Origin of the sequence: Escherichia sp. MOD1-EC5990 (genome assembly GCF_002965285.1) — a bacterium.
Taxonomy (GTDB): Bacteria; Pseudomonadota; Gammaproteobacteria; order Enterobacterales; family Enterobacteriaceae; genus Escherichia; species Escherichia coli_F.
On record NZ_PTRV01000004.1, the window covers coordinates 311,509 to 325,645 of the forward strand.

The 14,137-nt window shown below is 52.6% G+C and carries 14 protein-coding genes and 3 tRNA genes; 10 read left to right on the plus strand and 7 right to left on the minus strand.

Annotated elements, in window-relative coordinates:
- The first annotated feature begins 48 nt into the window (after positions 1-48).
- The gene (gene norR / locus BEB42_RS07190) at positions 49-1,563 is read left to right on the plus strand and encodes a nitric oxide reductase transcriptional regulator NorR (protein WP_000010713.1); all 1,515 of its coding nucleotides are present in this window, start codon (positions 49-51) and stop codon (positions 1,561-1,563) included.
- On the opposite strand, the gene gutQ is transcribed toward norR, so the two are convergent.
- The 7 genes from gutQ to srlA form a co-directional block, all read right to left on the minus strand.
- Complete coding sequence (gutQ, locus tag BEB42_RS07195; RefSeq protein ID WP_001287422.1) at positions 1,560-2,525, minus strand: arabinose-5-phosphate isomerase GutQ; 966 nt, start codon at positions 2,523-2,525, stop codon at positions 1,560-1,562. The two genes, norR and gutQ, sit on opposite strands and share 4 nt — an antisense overlap.
- Positions 2,518-3,291, minus strand: a complete 774-nt coding sequence (srlR, locus tag BEB42_RS07200) for a glucitol operon DNA-binding transcriptional repressor SrlR (protein WP_000804546.1) — start codon at positions 3,289-3,291, stop codon at positions 2,518-2,520. Before srlR ends, gutQ begins: the two co-directional genes overlap by 8 nt.
- A 66-nt stretch (positions 3,292-3,357) precedes the next feature.
- Positions 3,358-3,717 (minus strand): transcriptional regulator GutM, encoded by a 360-nt coding sequence (gene gutM / locus BEB42_RS07205; protein ID WP_000252897.1) that lies wholly within the window; start codon positions 3,715-3,717, stop codon positions 3,358-3,360.
- A gap of 105 nt (positions 3,718-3,822) precedes the next feature.
- A complete protein-coding gene (srlD, locus tag BEB42_RS07210) occupies positions 3,823-4,602 on the minus strand; it encodes a sorbitol-6-phosphate dehydrogenase (protein WP_001077342.1) in 780 nt (259 codons plus the stop codon).
- A gap of 3 nt (positions 4,603-4,605) precedes the next feature.
- Positions 4,606-4,977 carry a PTS glucitol/sorbitol transporter subunit IIA gene (gene srlB / locus BEB42_RS07215; RefSeq protein ID WP_000216201.1) on the minus strand — a complete coding sequence of 124 codons (372 nt, stop codon included), beginning with the start codon at positions 4,975-4,977 and terminating at the stop codon, positions 4,606-4,608.
- Between the two features lie 10 nt (positions 4,978-4,987).
- Complete coding sequence (srlE, locus tag BEB42_RS07220; protein ID WP_000196932.1) at positions 4,988-5,947, minus strand: PTS glucitol/sorbitol transporter subunit IIB; 960 nt, start codon at positions 5,945-5,947, stop codon at positions 4,988-4,990.
- A complete protein-coding gene (gene srlA, locus BEB42_RS07225) occupies positions 5,944-6,507 on the minus strand; it encodes a PTS glucitol/sorbitol transporter subunit IIC (RefSeq protein ID WP_000573321.1) in 564 nt (187 codons plus the stop codon). The genes srlE and srlA overlap by 4 nt, the downstream gene beginning before the upstream one ends.
- A gap of 255 nt (positions 6,508-6,762) precedes the next feature.
- Between srlA and mltB the strand changes: the two genes are divergently transcribed.
- From mltB to BEB42_RS07270, 9 genes are all read left to right on the plus strand, one after another.
- Entirely contained in the window at positions 6,763-7,848 is a 1,086-nt protein-coding gene (gene mltB / locus BEB42_RS07230) for a lytic murein transglycosylase B (RefSeq protein ID WP_001352999.1), read from the plus strand.
- A gap of 144 nt (positions 7,849-7,992) precedes the next feature.
- Positions 7,993-8,490, plus strand: coding sequence for a nicotinamide-nucleotide amidase (gene pncC, locus BEB42_RS07235; RefSeq protein ID WP_000132231.1), 498 nt, complete (start codon positions 7,993-7,995; stop codon positions 8,488-8,490).
- 79 nt (positions 8,491-8,569) lie between these two features.
- Positions 8,570-9,631: a recombinase RecA gene (recA, locus tag BEB42_RS07240; protein WP_000963143.1), complete on the plus strand. Its 1,062-nt coding sequence runs from the start codon at positions 8,570-8,572 to the stop codon at positions 9,629-9,631.
- Between the two features lie 67 nt (positions 9,632-9,698).
- On the plus strand, positions 9,699-10,199 hold the full coding sequence (recX, locus tag BEB42_RS07245) for a recombination regulator RecX (RefSeq protein WP_000140506.1): 501 nt from the start codon (positions 9,699-9,701) through the stop codon (positions 10,197-10,199).
- Positions 10,200-10,326: 127 nt separating this feature from the next.
- Positions 10,327-12,957, plus strand: a complete 2,631-nt coding sequence (gene alaS, locus BEB42_RS07250) for an alanine--tRNA ligase (protein ID WP_000047201.1) — start codon at positions 10,327-10,329, stop codon at positions 12,955-12,957.
- 234 nt (positions 12,958-13,191) lie between these two features.
- Positions 13,192-13,377, plus strand: coding sequence for a carbon storage regulator CsrA (gene csrA, locus BEB42_RS07255; RefSeq protein WP_000906486.1), 186 nt, complete (start codon positions 13,192-13,194; stop codon positions 13,375-13,377).
- A gap of 314 nt (positions 13,378-13,691) precedes the next feature.
- A tRNA-Ser gene (locus BEB42_RS07260) sits at positions 13,692-13,784 on the plus strand.
- Between the two features lie 3 nt (positions 13,785-13,787).
- Positions 13,788-13,864: transfer RNA gene (locus tag BEB42_RS07265), tRNA-Arg, on the plus strand.
- A 197-nt stretch (positions 13,865-14,061) separates the two neighbouring features.
- A tRNA-Arg gene (locus tag BEB42_RS07270) sits at positions 14,062-14,135 on the plus strand.
- Positions 14,136-14,137 lie beyond the last annotated feature (2 nt).

Below are 14,137 nucleotides of genomic sequence, written 5' to 3' on the forward strand. Positions count from 1 at the left end.
AATGGTCGATATGACAATATCTATAGTCAAATTGACAGTGAGGCAAAGATGAGTTTTTCCGTTGATGTGCTGGCGAATATCGCCATCGAATTGCAGCGTGGGATTGGTCATCAGGATCGTTTTCAGCGCCTGATCACCACGTTGCGTCAGGTGCTGGAGTGCGATGCGTCTGCGTTGCTACGTTACGACTCGCGGCAGTTTATTCCGCTTGCCATCGACGGACTGGCGAAGGATGTACTCGGTAGACGCTTTGCCCTGGAAGGGCATCCGCGGCTGGAAGCGATAGCCCGCGCCGGGGACGTGGTGCGTTTTCCCGCAGACAGCGAATTACCCGATCCCTATGACGGTTTGATTCCCGGGCAGGAGAGTCTGAAGGTTCACGCCTGCGTTGGTCTGCCGTTATTTGCCGGACAAAACCTGATCGGTGCATTGACACTCGACGGGATGCAGCCCGATCAGTTCGATGTTTTCAGCGACGAAGAGTTACGGCTGATTGCCGCGCTGGCGGCGGGAGCGTTAAGCAATGCGTTGCTGATTGAACAACTGGAAAGTCAGAATATGCTGCCGGGCGATGCCGCGCCGTTTGAAGCGCTGAAAGAGACGCAGATGATCGGCCTGTCGCCAGGCATGACGCAATTGAAAAAAGAGATTGAGATTGTGGCGGCGTCCGATCTCAACGTCCTAATCAGTGGTGAGACGGGAACGGGTAAGGAGCTGGTGGCGAAAGCGATTCATGAAGCCTCGCCACGGGCGGTGAATCCGTTGGTCTATCTCAACTGTGCCGCACTGCCGGAAAGTGTGGCGGAAAGTGAGTTGTTCGGGCACGTGAAAGGGGCGTTTACTGGCGCTATCAGTAACCGCAGCGGGAAGTTTGAAATGGCGGATAACGGCACGCTGTTTCTGGATGAGATCGGCGAGTTGTCGTTGGCATTGCAGGCCAAGCTGCTGCGCGTGTTGCAGTATGGCGATATTCAGCGCGTTGGTGATGACCGTAGCTTGCGGGTCGATGTGCGCGTGCTGGCGGCGACTAACCGCGACTTACGCGAAGAGGTGCTGGCAGGGCGATTTCGTGCCGATTTGTTTCATCGCCTGAGCGTGTTTCCACTTTCGGTGCCACCGCTGCGTGAGCGGGGCGATGATGTCATTCTGCTGGCGGGGTATTTCTGCGAGCAGTGTCGTTTGCGGCTGGGGCTCTCCCGCGTGGTATTAAGTGCCGGGGCGCGAAATTTACTGCAACACTACAGTTTTCCAGGGAACGTGCGCGAACTGGAACATGCTATTCATCGGGCGGTGGTGCTGGCGAGAGCGACCCGCAGCGGCGATGAAGTGATTCTTGAAGCGCAACATTTTGCTTTTCCTGAGGTGACGTTGCCGCCGCCAGAAGCGGCGGCGGTGCCTATTGTTAAGCAAAACCTGCGTGAAGCGACAGAAGCGTTCCAGCGTGAAACTATTCGCCAGGCGCTGGCACAAAATCATCACAACTGGGCTGCCAGCGCACGGATGCTGGAAACCGACGTCGCCAACTTGCATCGGTTGGCGAAACGTCTGGGGCTGAAGGATTAAATAATCCCGGCCTGATAGAAATCCTGCAGGTTAATTGCGCCGGTAAGTTTGCCATTTTCATCCACCACTGGTGCGGCGGTGATTTTGCGCTTCATCAGGATCTCTTTGGCGTCGATGGCGCGACTTTGCGATAGCAACGTCGTGCCACCTGCCGTCATCGCTTCATTAACTGGCGTGGTGAGTGCACCGCCGCCAACCAGCCAGCGACGTAAATCCCCATCGGTAAAGACGCCTTTCACCAGCCGTTGATCGTCGCACACGGCTACCAGTCCCAGACCGGTGCGACTAAGTTCCAGCATCGCATCCATCACGCTGGCGGTTAACGCCACCTGCGGGATGGCGTCATCACGGCGCATCAGATGATGCACTTTGTTCAGCAAGCGAGCGCCCAGAGCCCCAGCTGGGTGGGAGCGGGCAAAATCTTCTTCATTAAATCCGCGCGCCTGCATGACCGCCATCGCCAGCGCGTCGCCCATCATCAGGGTATTGACGGTGCTGGAGGTCGGCGCAAGATGCATCGGGCAGGCTTCGCGTTCTACAGAGATATCCAGCACCGCTTTCGCCGCCAGGCCCAGCGGTGATGTCGGTTTACCGGTCATCGCCAGCAGCGCGATAGATTTGTCTTCCAGACGCGGAATAATCAGATCCAGTTCCTTTGCGCCACCGGAGTAAGAGATAAACAGCATCACATCGCGGCTTTCAATCATCCCCAGATCGCCGTGCAGTGCTTCTGCCGGATGGACAAAAAAAGCAGGCGTGCCGGTACTGGCAAGCGTTGCGGCGATTTTCTTACCAATGTGGCCCGATTTGCCAATTCCCGAAACCACCACTTTGCCTTCGCAGTGCAGGATGATATTGGCGGCGCGAACAAAATCATCGCCCAGACGTTCTGGTAAACGGCTTGCTTCCTGCAACTCCAGCATTAACGTCTGACGTCCCGCGTTCAGTAGTGCTTCACTCATTGCTCTCTCCGGTTATGATCACATCGATCCCTTTCTCTTCCAGCGCCTGACGAAACGCCGGATCGATACCTGCGTCGGTAATTAGCTTATCGACGCTTTCAAGACTGCAAACTACGTTGGGGCTTTTACGGCCAAACTTTGATGAGTCAGCCATCAAAATAACTTCGCGCGCGGCATTGCACATTGCCTTACTGACGGTATAAACCTCGTTGAACGTGGTTACGCCCGCATTGAGATCGATGCCGTCGGTGCCCATAAACAATTTATCGAAGCTGAAATGCTCGAAGGCATTCTCTGCCAGTTGCCCGTGAAATGAGGCCGATTTTTTACGAAATGTTCCGCCTGGCATCAGGATAGTTTGTTCGTTATCCAGTTCGGATAGCGCATTGACGATATGCAGGCTGTTGGTCATTACTGTGATGTTATTAAAGCGCGAGAGCAGGGGGACCATCTGCAAAACGGTACTGCCAGCATCAAGAATGATCGAATCGCCATCATGGATAAAACTAACGGCAGCTTCTGCAATCAGCTCTTTCTTGTGGGTGTTGATGAGTGTTTTATGATCGATAGGCGGATCGGATTCCTCTTTATTCAACACCACTCCGCCATAAGTACGAATGACGGTTCCTGCATGTTCCAGAATGACCAGATCTTTGCGAATGGTTGTGCCTGTGGTGTCAAAGTATTGCGCCAATTCTTCAACCGAGCATTTACCCTGCTTTTGCAGATACTCCAGAATGGCGGCCTGACGCTGACGAGGTTTCATGGGCGTGATTACCTGATTTAGGTTTCAAAATGATAACTTCGCAAGCTAGTAACATTCACAACGAAATTATCCACGTTTCAGTTTAAGCGCCAATGATAGAGCATTCTGTGATAGTGGATCATGGGGAAAGATCACATCGGGCTGTAAATCAGCAGAATGCATGCCTGTAATTGCGGGAATTTTTTGCGGTCGGGCGAAGACGGTCAGTCCTTTCATAAACAAGGTATCGACGATGCGCTGCTGATCGTCCAGGGCGATGGCGACTACGACTCGCGGTTTAAATCGCCCGCTGGAGCGGCCCACGCCAACGCGCCCTTGCTGGCAAAGTGCGTCGAAGGCGCGGTTAAAACGAGAAATTTGCCAACCGCCTAAGGCCAGTTGCGCACACCAGGCGATAACGGCGACGGTGATGAGTGCGGATACCATAACTTTTCCTTAATGTAGTGGCGGAAGTCCTGTAGGCCTGATGCGCTACGCTTATCAGGCATTTTATGAGTCTCGCGGAGATCCTTAAACGATCTCCGCTGTTGATCAGAACATCACCTGACCACCGGTGACATTGATCGACTGTCCGGTGCAGTACGACGCCTTAGGACTGGCATAGAACAGCAGCATATTCAGTACGTCCTGATAATCGCAGCCGCGTTTGAGCGGTACTTTATCGATGTAATACTGCTCGACTTGATCCGGTTTGATACCCAGCTTGGTCGCGTATTGTGGCAACAGTGACTGGAACATCGGCGATTTCAGCAGATTACCGAGCATTAGTGAATGCACCGTAATGCCGTACTCCGCCAGATCCAGAGCCAGTGATTGAGTCAGTCCGACGCCACCAAATTTCGCTGCGCTGTAGCCAGAGTTGTGTTTGCTGCCCACTTTGCCGGATTTCGAGTTGATCTGAATAATGCGCCCCTGAATCCCGTCGCGGATCATCAAACGCGAAAATTCACGCGCACACAGGAAATAACCCACCAGATTCACTTGTAGCGAACGATCAAAATCGCCGAGCTGGAAGTCGCTGATAAAGGCTGCTTTTGCTATTCCGGCGCTGTAGACCAGTAAATCCACGCGACCAAAGATTTCATCTACCCCACGAGAGAGCGCCAGCACGCTCTGCTCGCTGGTGGCGTCAGCACCAAAACCATACGCCATACCTTCACCATATTCGGCGTTAATTTCTTGTGCCACATTTGCGGCTTTGTCGCTCTGAATATCGACAACCGCTACGCGATACCCCTCGGCAGCCAGACCGTGGCACAGGAACGCGCCTAAGGTTTGCCCACCACCGATGACAACGGCAACCTGATTCATTTTTTACTCCTTAACAGATTCAAACTTCAAAACCGATCCCGGCGCGATATCGTCGGGTACAGGGCCTGCCACATGGACAGTGCCCGGAAATTCCGCTTCGTTTAAACCATCGAAGCGCAGGGTGACATGACCCAGTTCGCGAAGGTTGTCTTCCGCCACGCTGCCAACGGCGGTCACCGGATAGCGATGCTGCCCGAGCGAAAATTGCAAACCGGGATGGAGTGCACCTTTCAACTCGCCGTGGCAATGAATGAAGCAATACTCTTCGAGATCCGCAGGAGCGCCTTCACGAAAGGTGATGAGCATCTGGTCGCTGAGGGCGTCAGTGGCACTCGCGCCGATACGGGTGATGGTGGTCTGATAAATAACGGTCATGTTTCAGCCTCTATTGATAAATAAAACCGGAGACAAACCAGGCGATCAGTACAGTCGGCGCGCCGGTTAAAAAGCGGCTCACCAGTACAGAAGGGACACCGACGCGAACCGTGTCCTGACGGGCTTCCGCCAGCGACAAACCGACCGGGATGAAGTCGCAGGCCGCCTGCGCGTTGATGGCAAACAGTGCAGGTAAAGCCAGATGCGGCGGAATATTGCCGAGACCAATCTGCACGCCAATCAATACGCCGATAACCTGTGCGATAACTGCGCCTGGGCCGAGGAAAGGTGAAAGCAGCGGGAAGGAGCAGATGAGCGCCAGCATGACCAGACCCAGTGGATGGCTCGCCAGCGGAGCAAGACCGTGGGCAATCCAGTCACCAAGGCCAGAAGCCATAATGATGCCAATGAGCGCCGAGACGAACGCCATAAACGGCAGAATGGTTTTTAATACAGTGTCGATAGTGTCACGGCCAGATTGAAACAACACAGCAACGGCAGAACCCATGCCCATTCCTACCTTCGCCAGTAAACCATCGCTTTGTTCGGTGATTTTCTTGCTGGTGTCATAGTCACGGCCCACGGAAGAGAGGGGTGGTGTCGCATCACCCACTACAGTGATGTTTTCTTCTTTCACGCCAGAGACATAAATATCTTCCACAATGTACTGCGCCAGCGGGCCGGACTTGCCCGTCGAGTGGATATTAATGGTGGGAATACGCCGTTTTGGATAGATGCCGCAGCGTAATGTGCCGCCACAGTCGATTACCGCGACACCAATTTCCGCCTCCGCGGGTTCACCTTCTTTAAATCCGTCAATAGCCTGCCAGCCAGTAAGCTGTGCCAGTTTGTCGACAATTGCAGGACGTGTACCGGCGGTGATATAGACGATTTTTTTGCCCGGCGTGGCTTCCAGCTCAAGCGGGCCGCCCCAGCCACCCGTTCCTTTTTCGATCCGAATACGCGTCATGATGTTGCTCCTGCCAGGTGAACTTTTTGTTCAAGTTGAATGCCCATCTTTTTCTCAAAAATAGCGGTGGTTAGATCGGTCACCCAGCCGCGGAAGAAGTTAGTGACCAGACCAACCAACAGATAGCTCACCGCCAGTGGGCCAAGTGGCAGGTTCAGCGTTGTCAGACCGCTGGCAATGCCAAGATAAACAAATAGTTCGCCAGGGTTGATATGGGGGAAGAGGCCATTCATTGAGTGACAGCTATAAGAGGCCGCCGCGTAATAGCTGGGTTTGTACTTTTCCGGCATAAAGCGACCCAGGCTTAAGGTCATCGGATTGCAAAAGACAAACGTGCCAATGCACGGTAACAGCAGGTAACGGGAAACAGGGTTACCGGCGCAACGTTGAGCAAAGCGTTCAATACGATGCTGACCGATAAAATTAATCAGTGCGTTCATGATAACCAGCAGGCTAATCAACAGCGGAAGAATGCCGGTCACCATCCCGGTAAACACCTCTCCGCCCTTTTGGAACAGCCCGATAAACCACTCTGCACCATGAGTAATGGTTTCTATCATTGTTCTCTCCTTCAGGATTTATTGTTTTATTACCAAACGGCAACCTAATCTAATCAGATTGAAAGATTTAAAAGTGTTATTTTGATCGCAAAATGAAAGATATATATTTTAACTTGAAAGTTTAAATGAAAGGATAGCGAGGAGAATGAGTTGAGTTATGTAAAGTCCGTATCGGGCGGTGACTACCGCTTCCTTGTGCGGGGCGTGATGCTTTACCATACTTGCCCCTGGTTGAATCTGTTAAATGGACCCCTCATGTTCAAGCGTCGTTATGTAACATTGCTTCCCCTTTTTGTGTTGCTTGCCGCCTGTAGCAGCAAGCCAAAACCTACTGAGACTGAAACGACCACCGGAACGCCGTCTGGCGGCTTCCTGCTTGAGCCGCAGCACAATGTGATGCAGATGGGCGGTGACTTCGCTAACAACCCGAATGCCCAGCAGTTCATCGACAAAATGGTGAGCAAACACGGTTTCAATCGTCAGCAGTTGCAGGAAATTCTCTCCCAGGCGAAACGTCTGGATTCGGTATTGCGGCTGATGGATAACCAGGCACCAACCACATCGGTGAAGCCGCCATCAGGTCCGAACGGCGCATGGCTGCGTTATCGCAAAAAATTTATTACGCCGGACAACGTGCAAAACGGCGTGGTTTTCTGGAATCAGTATGAAGATGCGCTGAATCGTGCGTGGCAAGTGTATGGCGTACCGCCAGAAATTATCGTCGGGATTATCGGCGTTGAAACCCGTTGGGGGCGCGTGATGGGGAAAACCCGTATCCTCGATGCGCTGGCAACGTTGTCATTTAACTACCCACGCCGCGCGGAGTATTTCTCTGGTGAGCTGGAAACCTTCTTGCTGATGGCGCGCGACGAGCAGGACGATCCGCTCAATCTGAAAGGCTCGTTTGCCGGTGCGATGGGCTACGGTCAGTTTATGCCATCGTCTTATAAACAATATGCAGTGGATTTTAGCGGCGACGGGCATATCAACCTGTGGGATCCGGTTGATGCCATCGGTAGTGTGGCGAACTATTTTAAAGCGCACGGCTGGGTGAAAGGTGATCAGGTTGCGGTGATGGCAAACGGTCAGGCTCCAGGCTTACCGAATGGCTTCAAAACCAAGTACAGCATTTCACAACTTGCTGCAGCTGGACTAACGCCACAGCAGCCGCTGGGCAATCATCAGCAGGCCAGCTTACTGCGCCTGGATGTTGGCACCGGTTACCAGTACTGGTACGGTTTGCCGAACTTCTACACTATCACCCGTTACAATCACAGCACCCATTACGCAATGGCCGTCTGGCAGTTAGGACAAGCCGTGGCACTGGCGCGCGTTCAGTAACTCTTTGCAAGAGGGGGGCGTGAGCTTCCCTCTGGCTAATCAGCTTTTTTCTGAATCCTCCTCGTAAAATTGCAACGCCAACACCATCTTCCTGACGAAAGTGCTATCTTGTCCGGCATAAATTTTTGACTGACAGAGGTTGTGATGACTGACAGTGAACTGATGCAGTTAAGCGAACAGGTTGGGCAGGCGCTGAAAGCCCGTGGCGCAACCGTAACAACTGCTGAGTCTTGTACCGGCGGTTGGGTAGCGAAAGTGATTACCGATATTGCCGGTAGCTCCGCCTGGTTTGAACGCGGATTTGTCACCTACAGTAACGAAGCGAAAGCGCAAATGATCGGTGTACGCGAAGAGACGCTGGCGCAGCATGGCGCGGTGAGCGAGCCTGTCGTGGTGGAAATGGCGATAGGCGCACTGAAAGCGGCTCGTGCTGATTATGCCGTGTCTATTAGTGGTATCGCCGGGCCGGATGGCGGCAGTGAAGAGAAGCCTGTCGGCACCGTCTGGTTTGCTTTTGCCACTGCCCGTGGTGAAGGCATTACCCGGCGGGAATGCTTCAGCGGTGACCGTGATGCGGTGCGTCGTCAGGCTACTGCGTATGCATTGCAAACCTTGTGGCAACAATTTCTACAAAACACTTGATACTGTATGAGCATACAGTATAATTGCTTCAACAGAACATATTGACTATCCGGTATTACCCGGCATGACAGGAGTAAAAATGGCTATCGACGAAAACAAACAGAAAGCGTTGGCGGCAGCACTGGGCCAGATTGAGAAACAATTTGGTAAAGGCTCCATCATGCGCCTGGGTGAAGACCGTTCCATGGATGTGGAAACCATCTCTACCGGTTCGCTTTCACTGGATATCGCGCTTGGGGCAGGTGGTCTGCCGATGGGCCGTATCGTCGAAATCTACGGACCGGAATCTTCCGGTAAAACCACGCTGACGTTACAGGTGATCGCCGCAGCCCAGCGTGAAGGTAAAACCTGTGCGTTTATCGATGCTGAACACGCGCTGGACCCAATCTATGCACGTAAACTGGGCGTCGATATCGACAACCTGCTGTGCTCCCAGCCGGACACCGGCGAGCAGGCACTGGAAATCTGTGACGCTCTGGCGCGTTCTGGCGCAGTAGACGTTATCGTCGTTGACTCCGTGGCGGCACTGACACCGAAAGCGGAAATCGAAGGCGAAATCGGCGACTCTCACATGGGCCTTGCGGCACGTATGATGAGCCAGGCGATGCGTAAGCTGGCGGGTAACCTGAAGCAGTCCAACACGCTGCTGATCTTCATCAACCAGATCCGTATGAAAATTGGTGTGATGTTCGGTAACCCGGAAACGACTACCGGTGGTAACGCGCTGAAATTCTACGCTTCTGTTCGTCTCGACATCCGTCGCATCGGCGCGGTGAAAGAGGGCGAAAACGTGGTGGGTAGCGAAACCCGCGTGAAAGTGGTGAAGAACAAAATCGCTGCGCCGTTTAAACAGGCTGAATTCCAGATCCTCTACGGCGAAGGTATCAACTTCTACGGCGAACTGGTTGACCTGGGCGTGAAAGAGAAGCTGATCGAGAAAGCGGGCGCGTGGTACAGCTACAAAGGTGAGAAGATCGGTCAGGGTAAAGCGAATGCGACTGCCTGGCTGAAAGACAACCCGGAAACTGCGAAAGAGATCGAGAAGAAAGTACGTGAGTTGCTGCTGAGCAACCCGAACTCAACGCCGGATTTCTCTGTAGATGACAGCGAAGGCGTAGCAGAAACTAACGAAGATTTTTAATCGTCTTGTTTGATACACAAGGGTCGCATCTGCGGCCCTTTTGCTTTTTAAGTTGTAAGGATATGCCATGACAGAATCAACGTCCCGTCGCCCGGCATATGCTCGCCTGTTGGATCGTGCGGTACGCATTCTGGCGGTGCGCGATCACAGTGAGCAAGAACTGCGACGTAAACTCGCGGCACCGATTATGGGCAAAAATGGCCCGGAAGAGATTGATGCCACGGCAGAAGATTACGAGCGCGTTATCGCCTGGTGCCATGAACATGGCTATCTCGATGACAGCCGATTTGTTGCGCGCTTTATCGCCAGCCGTAGCCGCAAAGGTTATGGTCCTGCGCGTATTCGTCAGGAACTGAATCAGAAAGGTATTTCCCGCGAAGCGACAGAAAAAGCGATGCGTGAATGTGACATCGACTGGTGCGCACTGGCGCGCGATCAGGCGACGCGAAAATATGGCGAACCTTTGCCAACTGTCTTTTCAGAAAAAGTTAAGATCCAGCGTTTTCTGCTCTATCGCGGCTATCTGATGGAGGATATCCAGGATATTTGGCGAAATTTTGCCGACTGAACGCATACGGTATTTTACTTCCCAGTCAAGAAAACTTATCTTATTCCCACTTTTCAGTTACCAGCCCAGCGGTTAAGACACGCTGTCGCTGGTGGCGATATTTCGTTAGCTTGATTTCAGGATAATTATGAGCAAGAGCACCGCTGAGATCCGTCAGGCGTTTCTCGACTTTTTCCATAGTAAGGGACATCAGGTAGTTGCCAGCAGCTCCCTGGTACCCCATAACGACCCAACTTTGTTGTTTACCAACGCCGGGATGAACCAGTTCAAGGATGTGTTCCTTGGGCTCGACAAGCGTAATTATTCCCGCGCTACCACTTCCCAACGCTGCGTGCGTGCGGGTGGTAAACACAACGACCTGGAAAACGTCGGTTACACCGCGCGTCACCATACCTTCTTCGAAATGCTGGGCAACTTCAGCTTCGGCGACTATTTCAAACACGATGCTATTCAGTTTGCATGGGAACTGCTGACCAGCGAAAAATGGTTTGCCCTGCCGAAAGAGCGTCTGTGGGTTACCGTCTATGAAAGCGACGACGAAGCCTACGAAATCTGGGAAAAAGAAGTAGGGATCCCGCGCGAACGTATTATTCGCATCGGCGATAACAAAGGTGCACCATACGCATCTGACAACTTCTGGCAGATGGGTGACACTGGTCCGTGTGGCCCGTGCACCGAAATCTTTTACGATCACGGCGACCACATTTGGGGTGGCCCTCCGGGAAGTCCGGAAGAAGACGGCGACCGTTACATTGAGATTTGGAACATCGTCTTCATGCAGTTCAACCGCCAGGCAGATGGCACGATGGAACCGCTGCCGAAGCCGTCTGTAGATACCGGTATGGGTCTGGAGCGTATTGCTGCGGTGCTGCAACACGTTAACTCTAACTATGACATCGACCTGTTCCGCACGCTGATCCAGGCGGTAGCGAAAGTCACTGGCGCGACCGATCTGAGCAATAAATCGCTGCGCGTAATCGCTGACCACATTCGTTCTTGTGCGTTCCTGATCGCGGATGGCGTAATGCCGTCCAATGAAAACCGTGGTTATGTACTGCGTCGTATCATTCGTCGCGCAGTGCGTCACGGTAATATGCTGGGCGCGAAAGAAACCTTCTTCTACAAACTGGTTGGTCCGCTGATCGACGTTATGGGCTCTGCGGGTGAAGACCTGAAACGCCAGCAGGCACAGGTTGAGCAGGTGCTGAAGACTGAAGAAGAACAGTTTGCCCGCACTCTGGAGCGCGGTCTGGCGCTGCTGGACGAAGAGCTGGCGAAACTTTCTGGCGATACGCTGGATGGCGAAACTGCTTTCCGTCTGTACGACACCTACGGTTTCCCGGTTGACCTGACGGCTGATGTTTGTCGTGAACGCAACATCAAAGTTGACGAAGCTGGTTTTGAAGCAGCAATGGAAGAGCAGCGTCGTCGTGCGCGCGAAGCCAGCGGCTTTGGTGCCGATTACAACGCAATGATCCGTGTTGACAGTGCATCTGAATTTAAAGGCTATGACCATCTGGAACTGAACGGCAAAGTGACCGCGCTGTTTGTTGATGGTAAAGCGGTTGATGCCATTAATGCAGGCCAGGAAGCGGTAGTCGTGCTGGATCAAACGCCATTCTATGCGGAATCTGGCGGTCAGGTTGGCGATAAAGGCGAACTGAAAGGCGTTAACTTCTCCTTTGCGGTGGAAGATACGCAGAAATACGGCCAGGCGATTGGTCACATCGGTAAACTTGCTGCGGGTTCTCTGAAAGTGGGCGACGCGGTGCAGGCTGATGTTGATGAGGCTCGTCGCGCTCGTATTCGTCTGAATCACTCCGCAACGCACCTGATGCACGCTGCGCTGCGCCAGGTTCTGGGTACTCATGTATCGCAGAAAGGTTCATTGGTTAACGACAAAGTGCTGCGCTTCGACTTTTCACACAACGAAGCGATGAAACCAGAAGAGATTCGTGCAGTCGAAGACCTGGTGAACGCGCAGATTCGCCGTAACTTGCCGATCGAAACCAACATCATGGATCTCGAAGCGGCGAAAGCGAAAGGTGCGATGGCGCTGTTTGGCGAGAAGTATGATGAGCGCGTACGCGTGCTGAGCATGGGCGATTTCTCCACCGAGCTGTGTGGCGGTACTCACGCAAGCCGCACCGGTGATATTGGTCTGTTCCGCATCATCTCTGAATCGGGTACTGCTGCAGGTGTTCGTCGTATCGAAGCGGTAACCGGAGAAGGCGCTATCGCCACCGTTCATGCAGACAGCGATCGCTTAAGCGAAGTCGCACATCTGTTGAAAGGCGATAGCAATAATCTGGCTGATAAAGTGCGCTCAGTACTGGAGCGTACGCGTCAGCTGGAAAAAGAGTTACAACAGCTTAAAGAACAAGCTGCCGCACAGGAGAGCGCAAATCTTTCCAGTAAGGCAATTGATGTTAATGGTGTTAAGCTGTTGGTTAGCAAGCTTAGCGGTGTTGAGCCGAAAATGTTGCGTACCATGGTTGACGATTTAAAAAATCAGCTGGGGTCGACAATTATCGTGCTGGCAACGGTAGCCGAAGGTAAGGTTTCTCTGATTGCAGGCGTATCTAAGGACGTCACAGATCGTGTGAAAGCAGGGGAACTGATTGGTATGGTCGCTCAGCAGGTGGGCGGCAAGGGTGGTGGACGTCCTGACATGGCGCAAGCCGGTGGTACGGATGCTGCGGCCTTACCTGCAGCGTTAGCCAGTGTGAAAGGCTGGGTCAGCGCGAAATTGCAATAATATAAGCGTCAGGCAATGCCGTGGACTCGCTTCACGGCATTCGCATTAACGCTATCGACAACGATAAAGTCAGGTTGAAGTTGTGTATATCGGCTAAACTTAGGTTTAACAGAATGTAATGCCATGACTGCTTACATGTAATGTGTTTGTCATTGCTTACTTTTTGGCGTTATATGATGGATAATGCCGGGATACAGAGAGACCCGACTCTTTTAATCTTTCAAGGAGCAAAGAATGCTGATTCTGACTCGTCGAGTTGGTGAGACCCTCATGATTGGGGATGAGGTCACCGTGACAGTTTTAGGGGTAAAGGGCAACCAGGTACGTATTGGCGTAAATGCCCCGAAGGAAGTTTCTGTTCACCGTGAAGAGATCTACCAGCGTATCCAGGCTGAAAAATCCCAGCAGTCCAGTTACTAATCTTTCCGCGTCTCATCTTTATCGGTGAGACGCACCCTCAAAATTCCTCCTTCACTCCATTGTTTTTTCGCTTTACTCCCGTTCATTCAACTTTAGTCTCCATTTTTTGCATTACTGCTATCTGTCAGACCTCCGTTTTTCTGTTGATAAAACACTCTTTTTGACGTTTTTACAGACTAATTGAGCGTGAAGTGTGCAAACGATAAAAGTGTGGGAAAAATTGTTTGACTTATAAGTCTCAGAAAGTAATATGTGCGCCACGCAGCGACGATGAGCGATAAACAAGTTCTTCGAAGCACTCGTAAGAGGCGTGTGGTGAGGTGGCCGAGAGGCTGAAGGCGCTCCCCTGCTAAGGGAGTATGCGGTCAAAAGCTGCATCCGGGGTTCGAATCCCCGCCTCACCGCCATTTGCATCCGTAGCTCAGCTGGATAGAGTACTCGGCTACGAACCGAGCGGTCGGAGGTTCGAATCCTCCCGGATGCACCATATTCTCCGAAATCTTCAGCGATGAAGGTGTCGAAGAGGTGGCGGTACTAACCGCAAGCACTAGGGAGGATAACGTTGCTTTAGCAACGGCCAGAAGGGCGAGCCGCAAGGCGAGTAATCCTCCCGGATGCACCATCTCTTACTTGATATGGCTTTAGTAGCGATATCAATATCAGCAGTAAAATAAATTTCCCGATGCATCCGTAGCTCAGCTGGATAGAGTACTCGGCTACGAACCGAGCGGTCGGAGGTTCGAATCCTCCCGGATGCACC